The organism is Halogranum rubrum (assembly GCF_900114455.1).
Classification (GTDB): Archaea; Halobacteriota; Halobacteria; order Halobacteriales; family Haloferacaceae; genus Halogranum; species Halogranum rubrum.
Window position 1 is genome coordinate 1,325,259 of the sequence record NZ_FOTC01000001.1, and the last position, 15,502, is coordinate 1,340,760.

Below are 15,502 nucleotides of genomic sequence, written 5' to 3' on the forward strand. Positions count from 1 at the left end.
GAAGCGGCTGTGAGACGAGGGCGCGAACCCCATGGATGCTGCCGAAACGGTCGAATCTTAACCCCCGCCCCGTGTACCACGTGACATGACCGATGCCGACATCGCCGTCTTACGACAGAAGATTCACGGACTCCCGGCCGAGGGCTACGTCGAAGCACTCCGCGAGCGACTGCCCGACAAGGAGATCGTCTACGCTCGAACCCCTGCAGAGGAGCGCGAGGCACTCCGAACCGTCCCTGTCGCCGCCGGGTTCACCGTCACGCCGGACCTACTGGACGAAGCCGAGAACCTCGAACTGTTCGCCTGCTCGTTCGCCGGGACGGGCCACCTGCCGATGGAAGCGTTAGGGGACCACGGCGTCGCCGTGACGAACGCCTCGGGTGTCCACGGCCCGAACATCGCCGAGCACGTTCTCGGGAGCATCCTCAGTTTCGCTCGCGGGTTCCACACCGCGTGGCGACAGAAGGACCGAAACGAGTGGCGCTCCTTTCAGACGCACGAACTGCAGGGGAGCACCGTCGCCGTCGTCGGACTCGGCGCAATCGGGCAAGCCATCGTCGACCGACTGGACCCCTTCGGCGTCGACACCATCGGCGTCCGCTACTCACCCGAGAAAGGTGGCCCGACCGACGAGGTGCTCGGCTTCGACGAGTTGCACGACGCCCTCGCCGTCGCCGACTACGTCGTCGTCGCCGCACCGCTCACCGACGAGACGGAGGGGATGTTCGACGCGAACGCGTTCAAGACGATGAAGCCGAGCAGCGTGCTCGTCAACATCGGCCGCGGCCCCATCGTCGACACCGACGCTCTCGTCTCGACGCTGGAGACGAACGCGATTCGCGGTGCCTCACTCGACGTGACCGACCCCGAACCGCTCCCGCGTGACCACGACCTGTGGACGTTCGACAACGTGCTCATCACGCCACACAACGCCGGCCACACGCCGAAGTACTGGGAACGACTCGCCGACATCCTCGCACACAACGTGAAGCAGGCCGAAGAGTTGGGCGCGTACGAGGAGCTAGAGAACCAAGTGAACTAGTCGTCGCCCGCGACGACTTCGTTCCGCAACGTCCCGATTCCTTCGTACGTAATCTCCACCACGTCGCCGGGTCCGATAGTACCGGGGTTCGCCGGACTGCCGAACGCGACGGCGTCGCCGGGGCGGAACGTGAACCGCTTCGAGAGATACGAGAGGATGTGGTAGGGACCGAACAGCATCAGTTCGGTGTTGGCCTCCTGTCGACGCTCGCCGCTGACGTCGGTGTGCATATCCAGACTCCGTGGGTTGAGGTCTGTCTCCAGCCACGGGCCGAGTGGCGCGGACCCGTCGAACGCCTTCCGTGCTGTTCGGCCCTGCTGGTCCAGCGCGTCGACGTCGTTCATGATGGTGTAACCGCGGATATGCTCGGGCGCTTCTTCGACGGAGAAGTCGTGGCACGTGTCGTCGATAATCGCGACCAACTCGCCCGCGTAGGTCAACTCCTCGGTGAACTCGGGGTAGACGATTGGCTCTTCGTGAGCGATGACCGAGGCCGGCGGCTTGATGAAGAAGTCCGGTTCGTCGGGTCGCTCGTACTCCATCTGGTCCAACGTCGCGGCGTAGTTGCGGCCGACGCAGTAGAGCGCCGACGGTTCGCACGGCGGGAGTAATCGGCCATCGTCGCCGACGACGTACTCGCCGTCGTCTGCGACGACGACTCCGTCACGGTACTCGCCTTCGCGTGGGCCGTCAGGAGTCTGGATGCGTGCGCGTTTCATGGTGGAAGTTAACAGGAGAGACGGAAAAGGTGTGGTTTTGTCTAAATGATTGATAGTCGACAACAATGGTGTGCTCAACCCGGAGGATACAGTCAGCACGACGCAGTCATTGTTTCAGGTGCTTCCGTCTGCATCAGCTGCTTAATGTGAGTGCGAACTGCTCATCCACTCCCGTTCTGTGTCTCCCCAGATTGCGAATCAAAACGATTCCCACGTGGTTACCTCGTAGACGGTACGACGACTGAAACACCGTTCGCGTATTTCGCCGAGCAATCTACCGTTGATCGACACACTCGCCGGCTACCTCGACGAGATCATCGGTCACTCTGATCTGTCCGTCGAACAGTCGGCACGTGGTCGCGTCCCACGCGAGTTTGCCCGTCCAGTCCTCACCTGAGACGGTCACTTCGTGACGACCGTCCGTGCCAACGGGGACTTCGAATGCACGAGCAACTCCGCTATCGATCTGATCTGACTCGTCTTCGTACGTCGTTCCCTCGTCATCAACGACCACAACTTGGACAGTCACCGGTTGGGCACGCTCGTTCTGGACGGTGAGATCGAGGTTGCTCCTCTCTTCACCATCGAATAGCCCCGTACAACCGGCCACCGACACAGTTGCTGCGACAGCAACGAAGTGACGTCGATTCATACCACCGCTATGTGGGCACAACATTTCAACCCCAATTAATTGGTTAGCTGTCGATAGCCCCACAGACTAGCTACACCGACGAGATATGCACCCGCGAGGACTAACGCATTCGTGGGGTGCAGGCCGACAGCGACAAGCAGTGCTCCGAGAGCGACCGCTATTACGACGGCCGGGATAGCCACGAGCGCAACTAACAGTAGCAGGACGGGTGGCAAGCGCTGGAGCGGTTCAACGACAGTGGCGAAGTCGCTATGTGGAATGAGTGCCGAGAGTGCGGCATATCCGACAAGTTGGAGCAGCACCGCAGCGATAATGTATCTATCAACCCAGTCTGAACGATTCACGGGTGCCTCATAGTGGCTCGATTGTGACAGAGAGGTCGTCGATGTAGTGCGTCGCGTCAGCTTCCCAGATGACGGCAGTTCCAACGGCGAAATGCAGTGTCTCGGTCGATAGCTCTGGTGTGGTCCACGTGAAACTGTATTCCTGCCAGCCCTCCGACAGCCATAACGGTTCTCGAAGCCCCCCAAACGGTGTTTCTCCGAACTCGGTGGAATTCACACCGAGTTGTGGGAAATCGTCCTCGACTTCCGCAGGTTCTGGACCGAGTCGCATTACTGCGTGCCGGATCGTGTTGAACGATTCCGACTCGCTCCAGAACTGTCCCGTCGCATCAATCTGGTATGCCTGCCCGGATTCGACCGAAATCGGATGGGTACCCCACGTCACGCCGTCGTCATAGTCGCCCTCGTTCCACACTCGAAGCGAACGGTCGCCTTCGGCGGCTTCCGTCTCTGACACATCGACTTCCCACTCGAAATCCGCGAGATCTACTTCGGGGCCGATGGCCGCCTTTGATTCCCACTCACTGAGGCCGTCCTCGAACCCTTCAGTGAAGTCCGAACTGTCGCTCTGTCCGAGACATCCAGCGACACCAGCCACGCTGATGGCCGCTCCTGTCCGAAGTAGATTACGACGATTCATACTCTCTCGAAACGGGCCGTACGGTTAACGACTGGGTAGGGACAGCAAGCCTCACTCGATTGTTGAAAACGGCCTCAGATGCCATTAGACCAGATTAACAGGTCGATACACATCGACGCACATTCATTCGCCGTAGTGATATGCTCGTGAAGCCAGTACCCAGATACCTCCCGAAAGTGGCGTGCAAGACCAGAGAGTGAGTTCGAAGACGGCGAAGCCGCCCCCCAGAGTAAAAGGTCGTAGCTCTAGACCCAGCCCTCTTCGACGAGTAGTTCGCCGTTCAGCACGGACGCGCCCGCCGCGCCGCGAATCGTGTTGTGAGCGAGGCAGTTGTACTTGATGCCCTTCGGCGTCGACTGAATCCCGCCGGCGGCGACGGCCATGCCGTTCTCCAGATTCCGGTCGAGTCGCGGCTGCGGGCGCATCGGGTCGTCGAAGACGTGGATGAGCTGTTCCGGCGCGCTCGGCAGGTCGATGCCGGGGTAGTCGCGCATCGCCTCGGCGACTGCCTCCACGTCCGGGTCGTCGGCGAGGTCTGCGAACACCGATTCGAGGTGGCCGTCGAGCGTCGGGATGCGGTTACAGGAGGCGTTGACCTCGGCGTCGTGGAGGGCGAGTTCCGCGCCGTCGAACGAGCCGAGCAGTTTGCGCGATTCGGACTCCATCTTCTCCTCCTCGCCGCCGATGTGGGGAATCGCGTTGTCGATAATCTCCATCGAGGTGACGCCGTCGTAGCCCGCGCCGGAGACGGCCTGGAGCGTCGTCACGTGGACCCGGTCGAGACCGAACTCGTCGAGGGCGGCGAGCGTCGGCACCATCGTGATAGTCGAGCAGTTGGGGTTCTTGATGAGCGCACCGTCCCACCCACGCTCGTCGCGCTGGACCTCGATGAGGCCGAGGTGGTCGGGGTTGATTTCGGGGATGGTGAGCGGCACGTCCTCGGCCATCCGGTCGTTCGAGGAGTTCGAGGAGACGACGTAGCCCGCTTCCGCGAAGTCCGGTTCGACGTCGGCGGCGACACTAGAGGGAAGTGACGAGAAGATGAGGTCCAAGTCGTCCGGGACGGCGTCGGCCGTCGTCGGTTCGACGACCATCTCGGCCGCGTCGTCCGGGATGGGGGTGTCCACGCGCCACTTCGCGGCTTCGTCGTAGGTCTTGCCCGCGCTGTCCTCGCTCGCGGTGACCGTCGCGAGTTCGAACGTGGGGTGGCCGTCGAGGAGTTGGATGAATCGCTGTCCGACTGCGCCGGTTGCGCCGAGAATTCCGACTCGTACTGACATTGGTATGCGGTTGGGTGACACGAGGATAAGGGGGTTTGGATTCGTCCGTATTGTTGCAGAACCGTGAACGTCACTCGACACGAGAGTCGGAAGCGGTTTCAGGGCCGACCGCCTCTCTCCGACTGCACACCTTTAGTCCCCGCCCGAGTTCTTCCACTTCGGAAGCGATGACCGCGCGGCGAACCCGGGTGTGCGACATCTCTGGACCACGTACTGAGTGGTCATCCGTCGCAGACGACGGACTGGACTCCGTCCGCCCCAAAGAGACGAGTGCCCGGCACGAGGGTTTCCCGGTCGACTCGGCATGCAGCCACTGGGATGAGACCGGCCGTTAGTGTTCCGGGCAACAGTTCTGACCGACGAGAGACCTCTCTCCTGCGGGCCGTTCCGACTACGTAGCGACAGCGGACGGCGACGCGCCGAGTTGGTGGAGGAGTCGCACTGTATCCTCGACGACCCCGGTCTCGACGATACGACCGTCGTCGAGGTGATGAATGACCATTCTGTCGACGTCGATACGTCGTCCAGTTGCATGCACGCCCAAGAACGGCCCTTCGTGTGTCCCACGCACTGTCAACCGAAGGACGATTTTGTCACCTTCCGACACCGTATCGCGGATGCCCACCGTCAGGTCGGGGAACGCCTGACGGTAGCGTTGGACGAACTCCCAGTACGGTTCTCGGCCCCGCCTATCGCTTCCGTCGTCTAGGTGCACGACGCAGCCTTCGTCGAGTACGTGAGCCAGCACGTCACGCCGACCACGGTTCCACAACTCGGTGACTTCGGTTCGAGCGAGTTCCTCGTTCTCTACCGGTGCCGACAGTTGTGTGACGACCGGTGTCGGAGAGACTCTGCTCGCCGTCGGGAGCGGTACCGAGGGGTTCGCGGCTTCGATCTGTTGGAGCAGGCTCCACTGTTCGGAGAGCGTCCACGACTCCGAAAGCTGACCATCGGTGAGATGATGGATGCTCATTCCGGAGAGACGCACGTCCCGTCCAGTCGGTTCGATATCGAACAGCGTTCCGCTGTGCGTACCAACTCCATGCCATCGAAGTGCAACTTTCCCCGTCTCTGCAACCAGTTCCTCTACGCTGAACTGCAGGTCGGGGAACGCCTGGTGTACTGATTCGACGAACTGGCGGTACTCACTCCATCCAAGGGTCGTCACCTCCTGTTCCGGATCGCGCTGGAGGAAGGCGCGGAGTTCGGTCAAACTCGTCGGCAGGTGAACCGTGTACGTCGACGGTCGTTCTTGGGCGCGCACGTCGTCACGCTCTCGTGTCCACGTCGACTCCGCGGCCTGGCGAACGTGGCGTCGGTCCCGCTCGGTCGAGATGAATCGGTCGGCCTGACTGCGCCCGTGTTCCCACAATCGTTCGATGAATCGCTCGGATCGGTCTAACTTCGAGGCGTAGTCGAGCGGTCGACCCGGAGCGACGAGCGACTCGTCGAGATTAATCGTCTTGACTTCGAGCGGACGGTACGTCTCGTCTACCTTGCCTTCGGCCCGCCACTGGTTCAGAAGTTTGATGAACCGGAGCTCTTGGTTGACCGAAAGGTTCCCCGCGAGTTCGTTACGTCTGTCTGCAATCTCTTCGAGCTTTTTCGGCAGTTGGTCCTCGCGCTGCGGATTGACCTGTACAATCCAGAGTTCGGACGCCCGCTCCAGTCGTCCGTCAGCGCTACCGAAGAGGTCACTCAAGGGAGGGTTCTGAGAGAAGAGGCCATCCCAGTACCAGCGGGTCGACCCATCCACGAGGGTCACTGGCGCGGCCTGAAACAGGGGCGGCACCGCAGCGGATGCGAGCACGGCATCGTGGCTCACGTCTCGCTCGGTGAACGTTTTGAACGTCCCTCGTTGGAGGTCGACGGCCCCGATATCCAACCGTGGCGGGAGTGGGTCGTCACTGCCGACGATGTCGGCGAGGTTGTCGGGGTCGACGGCGTCTTCGAGAACCGTCCGTAGTCGCTTACGACTCCATCCGGCCAGCGGCGAGTCGTACGGGCTTACCGTTAGAAACGGTACGCCCATATTCTGGGCGCGAACGGTGCCGACGCCGAGTTCGTTCATTACGATATCGGCAGGCGATTTCGCGGAGATGTCGTGCCAAATCTGGGCGAGCAATCTCCTCGCTTCGTGGCGTCCGTCACCTCGTCTATCGCTGGCGAGACCGAACCACGTGGCAAACGCACAGATAGCGCCGCCGGACGTTCCACTGAGTTCGACAATGTCGTATTCGACGGCGTCCTCGGCGAGAAGTCGGTCCAAAACACCAGCGGTGAACGCCGTATGGCTCCCACCACCCTGACACGCGATGGCGACTGTCCGGCGGCCTCGCTCGCTCGTTTCCATGTCAGTCAATTAGGCGGATGAGAGAAAGTCTATTTCTGGCATTCTGTCGATAGTCTGTCGTCGTTACGGGTCACTCACTCGGACGCTGTCTCTGGTGACTTCGGGAGTCGACTCTCACTCCCGAAGAGAATCGCCGTGACTCTTCGAGGCGACGTTGAGTCGGATTCCCCGACTCGAAGTTACTCAAAGTCGTCGCAGTTCAGCACCGACTAGTAGTTCGGTAAATCAGATGTTCCGAGCAAGTACTACGCTCCACTGAGATACGCACACGGGGTGTCACTTACGAGACTGCTCAGAGTCTACTGTCGCATCCGAAAATATGGTACATACCGAACGGTGACTGATACACACTCGCCTATTACTCGCAAGCGTGGCAAAGGACACACTCAGCGATATCACCGGCTTGCCGGACGACCTCGGAATCGGCGACGACCTGACTCGGTCACAGCAACGCGCCTCTATTCGCGTCGACAGTCGCCGGTACGGAAAGCCCGTGACGGTGGTCGAAGGACTCGACCTGCCGAGCGACGACGTCGAGTCCCTCGCATCGACGTTGAAGAGCAAACTCGCCGTCGGTGGCACCGTCTCCGACGACGGTGAGGTAGAACTTCAAGGGAAACACGGTCGACGCCTCGTGGAGGCACTCCGCGAGGAAGGGTTCGACGTCGAGACCTAACTGACTCCGCGGTGGCCGTCCCGTCGCATCGGTCGTCTCGTTCCCATCTCTTTCTCGTCCGGTTTCGTGTCGTCGACGACGAACTCGAATCACGCGAGACCACGCCCATTGGATGGCTGAATGCGACCGCTCCACGTGTTGAGCCCGAGGTGGTGGTAGCCGCCAGTCGCGGCGACAACGCAGGACGCAACTCTCTTACTCGGGCCACTCTAATCCGGCCAGCAGAGAATGGAACTGAGCCGACGCGACGCCCTCACGGCACTCACCGCAGTTGGCCTCGGAGCGACCGCCGGTTGTGCGTCGAGTTCGGAGACCGACACGCGCGTCGCCGACGACCACGTCGTCGAGACGCTCGTCGCCGTCGCGGAGGCGGTCTACCCGAGTGAGGTGGACGGCGTCGAATCGTTCGTCCGCGAAGTGTCGGTGCGGCGAATCGGGGCCGACGAGGCGTACGAGGCGGGCGTCGCCGACGCCGTCGAACGCCTCGACGACTACGTCGAGGGGTTCCGAGACGCGACGTACACCGACCTGTCGCGAGAAGAGCGGACGACGGAGCTCCACCGGATGGGAGTCGGCAACGCGGCACCCGACCCGAGCGGGCTGGACCGCGAGCGCGTCCGGTACTACCTCGTGAACGAACTGCTCTACGCCTTCTACTCGACGCCGACCGGGGCGTCGCTGGTCGGACTGGAGAACCCGCCGGGTCATCCCGGTGGAACGACGTCGTACCGACGGGGGCCGGAGGAGTGACGCCACCCGGCGCGGGCGGCGGAGCGACCGAAACCGGACCCGACACCTCGGTGGACCGGACGCCGAGCGACCGCACCGACGTCTGTATCGTCGGCGCCGGCCCCGCCGGTGCGCTCGTCGCCGCAAAACTGGCCGCGGCGGGCCACGACGTCGTCGTCCTCGACGCTGGCCCCCGGTTCGACCCGGCCGAACGCGAAGACCGGATGGAGCGGCTTCTTCGACCGGGAGACGACCGGCCGGTGTGGCCCGTCGACCCGGAGCGCGACGCTTACAGTTCCACGGGCGAGCGAGAGTACCCGCTGAACGCGGCGCGGGTGAAGGGAATCGGGGGCACCACGCTCCACTGGCAGGGGATGGTGATGCGGCTTCACGAGCAGGATTTCCGCCTCGACTCCAGCGTCGGCGCGGGCGCCGACTGGCCGTTCGACTACGAGCACCTCCGCCCCTACTACGCGGAAGCGGAGCGAGAGCTGTCGGTTTCGGGCGCGTCCGACAACCCGTTCGCGCCGCCGCGGGAGCAACCCCATCCCCTCCCGCCGTTCCCGCCCTCCCACAGCGACGCCATCTTCGCCGAAGCTTGCGAGTCGCTCGGCATCGCCACCCACTCCGTGCCGAACGCGCGTAACTCCGAGTCGACGGCCGACGCGAGCGCCTGCGTGGGCTACGGCACCTGCAAGCCGGTCTGTCCCTCCGGCGCGAAGTACGACGCCACGCGACACGTCCGCGAGGCCGAGGCGGCGGGTGCCCGCGTCATCGACCGGGTCCCGGTCCAGCGACTCGAACACGACGCGACCGGCGACCGGGTGACCGCCGCGGTGTACGCGACGCCGGACGGAACCGAACACCGACAGGCGGCCCGCGAGTTCGTCGTCGCCGCCGGGGGTGTCGAGACACCGCGACTCCTCCTGCTGTCGAAGAGCGAACAGTACCCCGACGGCCTCGCGAACTCGTCGGGTGCGGTGGGGCGGTACTTCATGGACCACCTGTTCGCCGGGATGGGCGGCCTGCTGGACCGGCGAACTCGCCAGAAACACGTCGGCTTCATCACTAGCGAGAGCCACCAGTTCTACGACCGGGAGGACGACTCGCGAGGCGCCATCAAACTGGAGTTCCTCAACTACGCCGGGCCGGCACCGACCGACGTGGCGCTCTCGGCGGACGAGTTCGGCGACGCCCTCCTTTCGAAGATACGAGAGAGCTACGGCAATCACATCGCTGTCAGCGCGCTGGTCGAGCAGTTCCCTCGTCGCGAGAACCGGATCCGCCTCGACCCCTCGCGGACGGACGGCCACGGTAACCCCGTTCCCGACGTGGTCTGGTCGCTCGACGACTCGACGCGGCGGGCGCTCCGCCGGGCCAACGAGATACAGCGGTCGATACTCGACGAACTCGGTGCGTCGGTGGAGTGGACCGTCGGCCCCGAGAACACCGGCCCCGCGTTCCACCACATGGGGACGACCCGGATGGGGACGGACTCCGACGAGAGCGTCGTCGACGCGCGACTCCGGAGTCACGACCTGCAGAACCTCTCGTTGGTGGGCAGTTCGACGTTCCCGACAGGTGGGGCGATGAACCCGACGCTCACCATCGCGGCGCTCTCGCTGAAGGCCGCCGACCACGTCGACGAGCGACTCTGAACGGCCATCCGCATCCGACGACGGAGACAGGTCGGCGGCCGGAGCGCACGGAGCGTCACGACGGGTCGTCGACAGTTTCGGCCGCCCGAAAAATTCCGGCACCTTTTAGGCCCACCTAAATAGAGAACAGAGACAATGACCGCCAGCCAGGACATCTGTGTCGTGGTCCCGACTATCCGGGAGTACGACTGCGTCCGGGCGTACGCCGACAACGCACGCGCCCACGGGTTCGACCTCGACCGACTCTTCGTCGTCCTCGTGACCGAGGACTTCTGTGACACCGACGCCATGGAGGCGATGCTCGACGAGGAGGGACTCAGCGGAACCGTCTTCGACGAGAGCGACCGCGACGACTGGTTCGAGACGCGGGGGCTCTCGAACTACCGCGACCTCGTCCCGGCGGCGAGCCACGCGCAGACCTCGTTCGGCCTGCTCTATCTCTGGGCGCACGACCGCTTCGACTACGGCGTCTTCATCGACGACGACACGCTCCCGCACGCTGACACCGACTTCTTCGGGACCCACCTCGCGAACCTGGGGTACGACGGCGAGCTAGAGGTCGCCGACAGCGACGAGTCGTGGGTGAACGTGCTCTACCAGAGCGACCACGACCTCTACCCGCGCGGATATCCCTACGCAGCGATGGGTGAGACGGTCGAGACCGGGACGGCCGAAGTGACCGACGTGGTCGCCTCACAGGGGCTCTGGACGAACGTTCCCGACCTCGACGCTGTCCGCATCCTGATGGACGGTGACTTGGAGGGACAGGCCCAGACCCGGACGACGTCCGCCGACTTCGAGCGCGACTTCGTCGCCGCCGAAGGCGCCTACCTCACCGTCTGCTCGATGAACCTGGCCTTCCGTCGCGAAATCGTCCCCGCGTTCTACCAACTCCCGATGGACGACAACCGCTGGGACGTCGGCCGCTTCGACGACATCTGGTCGGGACTGTTCCTGAAACGCGCCTGCGACTTGCTCGGCAAACAGGTCTACAACGGCGGCCCGCTCTGCGAGCACAACAAGGCCCCTCGCTCGACGTTCGACGACCTCGCCAACGAGGTTGCCGGCCTCGAACTCAACGAACACGTCTGGGAAGTCGTCGACGACGTGGACCCGGAACTCCCACGTGACGGAGACGACGCCGAACGGTTCGCGGCCGCGTTCTCGGCGATGGCCGACGCGTTCGAGACCGGCGACTTCTCGGCGTGGAACAACGGCGCCTTCCTCAACTACTGCGGCCGGCAGATGAACGCGTGGCTCGACTGTCTCTCGCAGGTCGAGGAGACGGCCACGCCGGCAGAGGTGGTGGTCGCCGATGACTGACGGACACGACTCGGCCCGCGACGAGCGCACTCCTCGACGGAGTCGTCGCCGACTCGATCGCCGCCGCTTCCTCGCCGGTCTCGGCACGGCGACCACCGTCGGCGTCGCCGGTTGTATGAACGGAAACGAGGGGACGACCACCGAGTCGGGTGGTAACGAGACGGGTGGCGACTTCGGCGAGTTCCGTGGCTCCGGTGCCCTCGCCGAGGGCCGTGGCGAACTCGAAGGTACCCGGATGGCCGACCTGCCGAGCCTCTCGGGCGAACTCACCGTCTACATCGGCGGCGGCGAAGGTGGTCTCTACCTCGACCTACTCTCGAGACTGGAGGCCCGGTACGACGACTTCTCGGTGAACCACCGCGAGTACGGTACCGCGGAGGGGGCGAACACGCTCATCAACGAGAGCGAGGCGACGCCGGCCGACGTGTTCTGGTCGGTCGACGCCGGGTCGCTCTCGGCGGTGGCCAACGAGGGGCTGACGACGACGCTCTCCAGTGAGGTCGTCGAACCGGTCCCCGACGCCTACCACCCGGAGGACAGTTGGGTCGGCACGGCTGGTCGCGCCCGCGCCGTACCGTACAACACTGACGAACTGAGCGCCGACGAGGTGGCGGACAAAGTGGACGCCTTCCCCGGCATCGACGCGTTCCAAGACAGCTTCGGTTGGGCGCCAACCTACGGCGCCTTCCAAGCGTTCGTGACGGCGATGCGGCTCATCCGTGGGCGTCAGGAGACGAGAGACTGGCTCCAGCGGATGCTCGACGCCGGCGCGAGCAGCTACAACAACGAGTTCCTCGTCGCCAACGCCGTCGCCGATGGGGAGATAACGGCCGGCTTCGCCAACCACTACTACGCCCTGCGGGTGAAGGCCTCCCGCCCCGACGCGCCGCTCGACCTCGCGTTCACCAGCGGCGACGCGGGTGCGCTGGTCAACACCGCCGGGACGGCCGTGCTCCAAGCGAGCGACCAACAGGAACTCGCAGAGACGTTCATCCGCCACCTGCTCTCGGCGGAGGCACAGGAGTTCTTCGCCACTCGGCTCTACGCCTACCCGATGATTCCGGAGATTCCGCCGGTCGGTGGGCTGCCGACCATCGAGGAACTCGACCCGCCGGAACTCGACCTGTCGAAGCTCTCGAACATCCAGCCGACCCTCGACCTGCTGCGGGAAGTGGGGGTCCTGTAAGCTCATGGTAGCAGTCGCCGGGGATGACTCGTCGACGCCGCTTACGGGCCGAGTCGAACAGCCGACCGACCGCGTTCGTCGACAGAGGGAGACGCGCTGATGTCCATCGGGAGCCGGCTCGCGACGCTTCGGTCGACCGAATCGCCGGGTTCGGTGTCGACGCCGGTGGTGGTGCTGTCGGCCGCTATCGCGGCCACGGTACTCTCGCCGCTGGCGTGGCTCCTCTGGCAGGCATCCGTCGTGGGGGTCGGCGGTGCCGTCGACCTGTTCACGTCGCCCACAGCGGTCGAGGTACTCGCGAACAGCCTCGCCCTGACGGCGCTCGTGACCGGCGCCTCGATACTGCTCGGCGTCCCGCTTGCGGTTCTGACCGTCCAGACCGACCTGCCGTTTCGGCGGGCGTGGACCGTCCTCGTCGCCTTACCGCTGGTCATCCCGAGTTACATCGGCGCGTTCGCCTACATCTCGCTACCGAACCTCTTCGAGACGCTCGGCCTGACCGCCGCCATCGGCGTGACGCCGCCGACCATCTACGGGCTCTGGGGCACCGGACTCGTCCTGACGCTGTTCGTCTTCCCCTACGTCTTCCTGACGACGCGGGCCTCGCTGCTCTCGTTCGACCAGGCACAGTTGGAGGCCGCCCGCACCCTGAACCACGGCTACGTCTCCGCCTTCCGCCGAGTGATTCTCCCGCAGATTCTCCCCGGCGTCACCGCGGGGTCGCTGCTCGTGGCGCTCTACGCGCTTTCCGACTTCGGAACGCCCGCGATGATGCGCTACGACGTCTTCACCCGAGTCATCTTCGTCGAACTCAACAGCTTCGGCGACGGCCGGGCGAACGCCACGCTGTTCTCGGTCCAGTTGCTCGCGGTGACGGCGGTCATCCTCGCTCTCGAATCGCGTGTCAGCAGCGACGACACCTCGGGTTACGGCACTCCCGCCTCCTCGTCTGTCGTCCTCTCGCTCGGTCGCTACCGCTGGTTGGCGACGCTCCTGCCGGCCGGCGTCACGCTGTTCACGCTCGGGCTCCCGGTCGCCATCTTGACGATGTGGCTGGTCCGTTCGGGACCGGGGTACGCCGGCGGTGGCCTCGCGTTCAGTCCCGAGTTCGCGCTCAACTCGGTCGTCGTCTCGGCGCTCGCCGCGGCGGCGACGGTGTTGCTCGCGCTGCCCGTCGCCTACTACGCCGGGCGCTCGGACTCCCGCATCGCCCACCTCGTCGAACGCTCGACCTACCTCGGGTACGCGATGCCGGGCGTCGTCCTCGGTCTGGCGCTCGTCTTCTTCGCCAGCCAGTGGCTGCTCGAAGCGGTCGGCCCGGGTGCCGTCCAGGTGGTCTACCAGTCACTCCCACTGTTGGTGTTCGCCTACGTCGTCCGCTTCCTGCCGCAGGCGGTGGGGTCGACCCGGTCGTCGGTGCTCGGCGTCGACCCGGAACTCCTCGGCGCGGCCCGCCTCCTCGGTGCCTCGCGACGGCGGACGTTCCGCCGGGTGACGCTCCCGCTCATCGCCCCGGGGCTACTCGCCGGGACGGCGTTGGTCTTCTTGACGACGATGAAGGAACTTCCGGCGACCCTGATTCTCCATCCGACAGGATTTACAACCATTGTCACCTACATCTGGCGTGTTCAGGAGGCCGGCTACTACGGGCGCGGGGCGCTCCCCGCACTCGTCTTGGTGACCCTCTCCGGCCTCTCGATGCTGCAGATACTCCGACAGGAGCGCCAATGAGCCACCAGAGACCCACAACCGACGAACTGAGCGACCCTGCGTCACGAGGCGACGACGCGGTGACGAGCGACTCCCGTACCGAGACGGGCGGCGACCCGACCGACGAACCGGTGTTGGAGCTATCGGGAGTCGTCAAACGCTTCGGCACGGAGACTGCCGTCTCGGGCGTCGACCTCGCCGTCAACGAGGGAGAGCTACTGACGCTGCTCGGACCGTCGGGCTGTGGAAAGACGACGACGCTCCGCACCATCGCCGGACTTGAGCAACCGACCGAGGGCGTCGTGCGCGTCCGCGGCGAAGTCGTCGCCGGCGAGGGACAGTTCGTCCCGCCCGAGCAACGGAACGTCGGGATGGTCTTCCAGGAGTTCGCGCTCTTTCCGCACCTCTCCGTGGCGGAGAACATCGCTTTCGGTCTGACCGAGATGGACGCGGCAGCGACCGACGAGCGAGTGGCCGAACTACTCGACCTCGTCGGCCTCTCCGACTACGGCGACCGCTCCCCGGCCGACCTCTCGGGCGGACAGCGCCAGCGAGTCGCCCTCGCACGCTCGCTCGCGCCCGAACCGGACGTCCTGTTGCTCGACGAACCGTTCTCGAATCTCGACGTCCGACTCAGAGTCGAGATGCGCGAGGAGGTCCGGCGCATCATCAAGGCGGCGGGCGTCACCGCCATCTCCGTCACCCACGACCAGGAGGAGGCGCTCTCCATCTCCGACCGCGTCGCGGTGATGCACGACGGCACCATCGAGCAGGTGGCCGCCCCCGGCGAACTGTTCGAGCACCCCGAGTCGCGGTTCGTCGCCTCCTTCATCGGTCGGGCGTCCTTCCTCGCCGCGCGGGTCGAAGGCGAGACCATCGAGACGGCCATCGGCACCTTCCCGCGGTCGCTGTTGAAGGGACTGAGCGACGAGTACGTCGGCGCCGACGTCGACGTGCTGGTCCGACCCGACGACCTACGGGCGACCGCCACCACGGAGGCCGAGGCGCTCGGTCGAGTCGTCGAACGCCGCTACACCGGGCCGTCGTTCGTCTACCACGTCGAACTGGGTGACGGGCAGGTGGTCCACTGTCTCCACAACCACGCCGAGAACTTCGAGGTCGGTGACTACGTCGGGGTCGAACTCGGTGCCGACCATACCCTCGCCTGGTACCCGGCCCGGTGACGAGTC

At 64.6% G+C, this 15,502-nt stretch carries 13 protein-coding genes; 8 read left to right on the forward strand and 5 right to left on the reverse strand.

From position 1 onward, the window contains the following. Positions 1-85 precede the first annotated feature (85 nt). Positions 86-1,042, forward strand: a complete 957-nt coding sequence (locus BM083_RS06480; RefSeq protein ID WP_089867334.1) for a D-2-hydroxyacid dehydrogenase — start codon at positions 86-88, stop codon at positions 1,040-1,042. Here BM083_RS06480 and BM083_RS06485 read toward each other — a convergent pair. The 5 genes from BM083_RS06485 to BM083_RS06510 form a co-directional block, all read right to left on the reverse strand. Next, entirely contained in the window at positions 1,039-1,761 is a 723-nt protein-coding gene (locus tag BM083_RS06485) for a fumarylacetoacetate hydrolase family protein (protein ID WP_089867337.1), read from the reverse strand. The genes BM083_RS06480 and BM083_RS06485 overlap by 4 nt on opposite strands. 274 nt (positions 1,762-2,035) lie before the next feature. Beyond that, complete coding sequence (locus tag BM083_RS06490; protein WP_089867340.1) at positions 2,036-2,413, reverse strand: hypothetical protein; 378 nt, start codon at positions 2,411-2,413, stop codon at positions 2,036-2,038. Positions 2,414-2,764: 351 nt separating this feature from the next. Beyond that, positions 2,765-3,397 carry a hypothetical protein gene (locus BM083_RS06500; protein WP_009375079.1) on the reverse strand — a complete coding sequence of 211 codons (633 nt, stop codon included), beginning with the start codon at positions 3,395-3,397 and terminating at the stop codon, positions 2,765-2,767. A 245-nt stretch (positions 3,398-3,642) separates the two neighbouring features. Further along, entirely contained in the window at positions 3,643-4,677 is a 1,035-nt protein-coding gene (gene asd / locus BM083_RS06505) for an aspartate-semialdehyde dehydrogenase (protein ID WP_089867345.1), read from the reverse strand. A gap of 391 nt (positions 4,678-5,068) precedes the next feature. Beyond that, on the reverse strand, positions 5,069-7,030 hold the full coding sequence (locus tag BM083_RS06510) for an ester cyclase (RefSeq protein WP_089867347.1): 1,962 nt from the start codon (positions 7,028-7,030) through the stop codon (positions 5,069-5,071). A 370-nt stretch (positions 7,031-7,400) separates the two neighbouring features. On the opposite strand from BM083_RS06510, the gene yciH reads away from it, so the two are divergent. The 7 genes from yciH to BM083_RS06545 all read left to right on the forward strand — a co-directional run bounded on the left by yciH (position 7,401) and on the right by BM083_RS06545 (position 15,496). Further along, complete coding sequence (gene yciH, locus BM083_RS06515; RefSeq protein WP_089867350.1) at positions 7,401-7,706, forward strand: stress response translation initiation inhibitor YciH; 306 nt, start codon at positions 7,401-7,403, stop codon at positions 7,704-7,706. 228 nt (positions 7,707-7,934) lie between these two features. Beyond that, a complete protein-coding gene (locus BM083_RS06520) occupies positions 7,935-8,456 on the forward strand; it encodes a hypothetical protein (RefSeq protein WP_089867353.1) in 522 nt (173 codons plus the stop codon). Next, entirely contained in the window at positions 8,453-10,093 is a 1,641-nt protein-coding gene (locus BM083_RS06525) for a GMC family oxidoreductase (protein WP_218148928.1), read from the forward strand. Before BM083_RS06520 ends, BM083_RS06525 begins: the two co-directional genes overlap by 4 nt. A gap of 135 nt (positions 10,094-10,228) precedes the next feature. Then, entirely contained in the window at positions 10,229-11,416 is a 1,188-nt protein-coding gene (locus tag BM083_RS06530; RefSeq protein WP_089867356.1) for an alpha-1 4-glucan-protein synthase, read from the forward strand. Then, the gene (locus BM083_RS06535) at positions 11,409-12,602 is read left to right on the forward strand and encodes an extracellular solute-binding protein (protein WP_089867359.1); all 1,194 of its coding nucleotides are present in this window, start codon (positions 11,409-11,411) and stop codon (positions 12,600-12,602) included. Before BM083_RS06530 ends, BM083_RS06535 begins: the two co-directional genes overlap by 8 nt. A gap of 99 nt (positions 12,603-12,701) precedes the next feature. Next, the gene (locus BM083_RS06540; protein WP_177197558.1) at positions 12,702-14,333 is read left to right on the forward strand and encodes an ABC transporter permease; all 1,632 of its coding nucleotides are present in this window, start codon (positions 12,702-12,704) and stop codon (positions 14,331-14,333) included. Then, positions 14,330-15,496, forward strand: a complete 1,167-nt coding sequence (locus BM083_RS06545) for an ABC transporter ATP-binding protein (protein ID WP_177197559.1) — start codon at positions 14,330-14,332, stop codon at positions 15,494-15,496. Before BM083_RS06540 ends, BM083_RS06545 begins: the two co-directional genes overlap by 4 nt. The last annotated feature ends 6 nt before the right edge of the window (positions 15,497-15,502 follow it).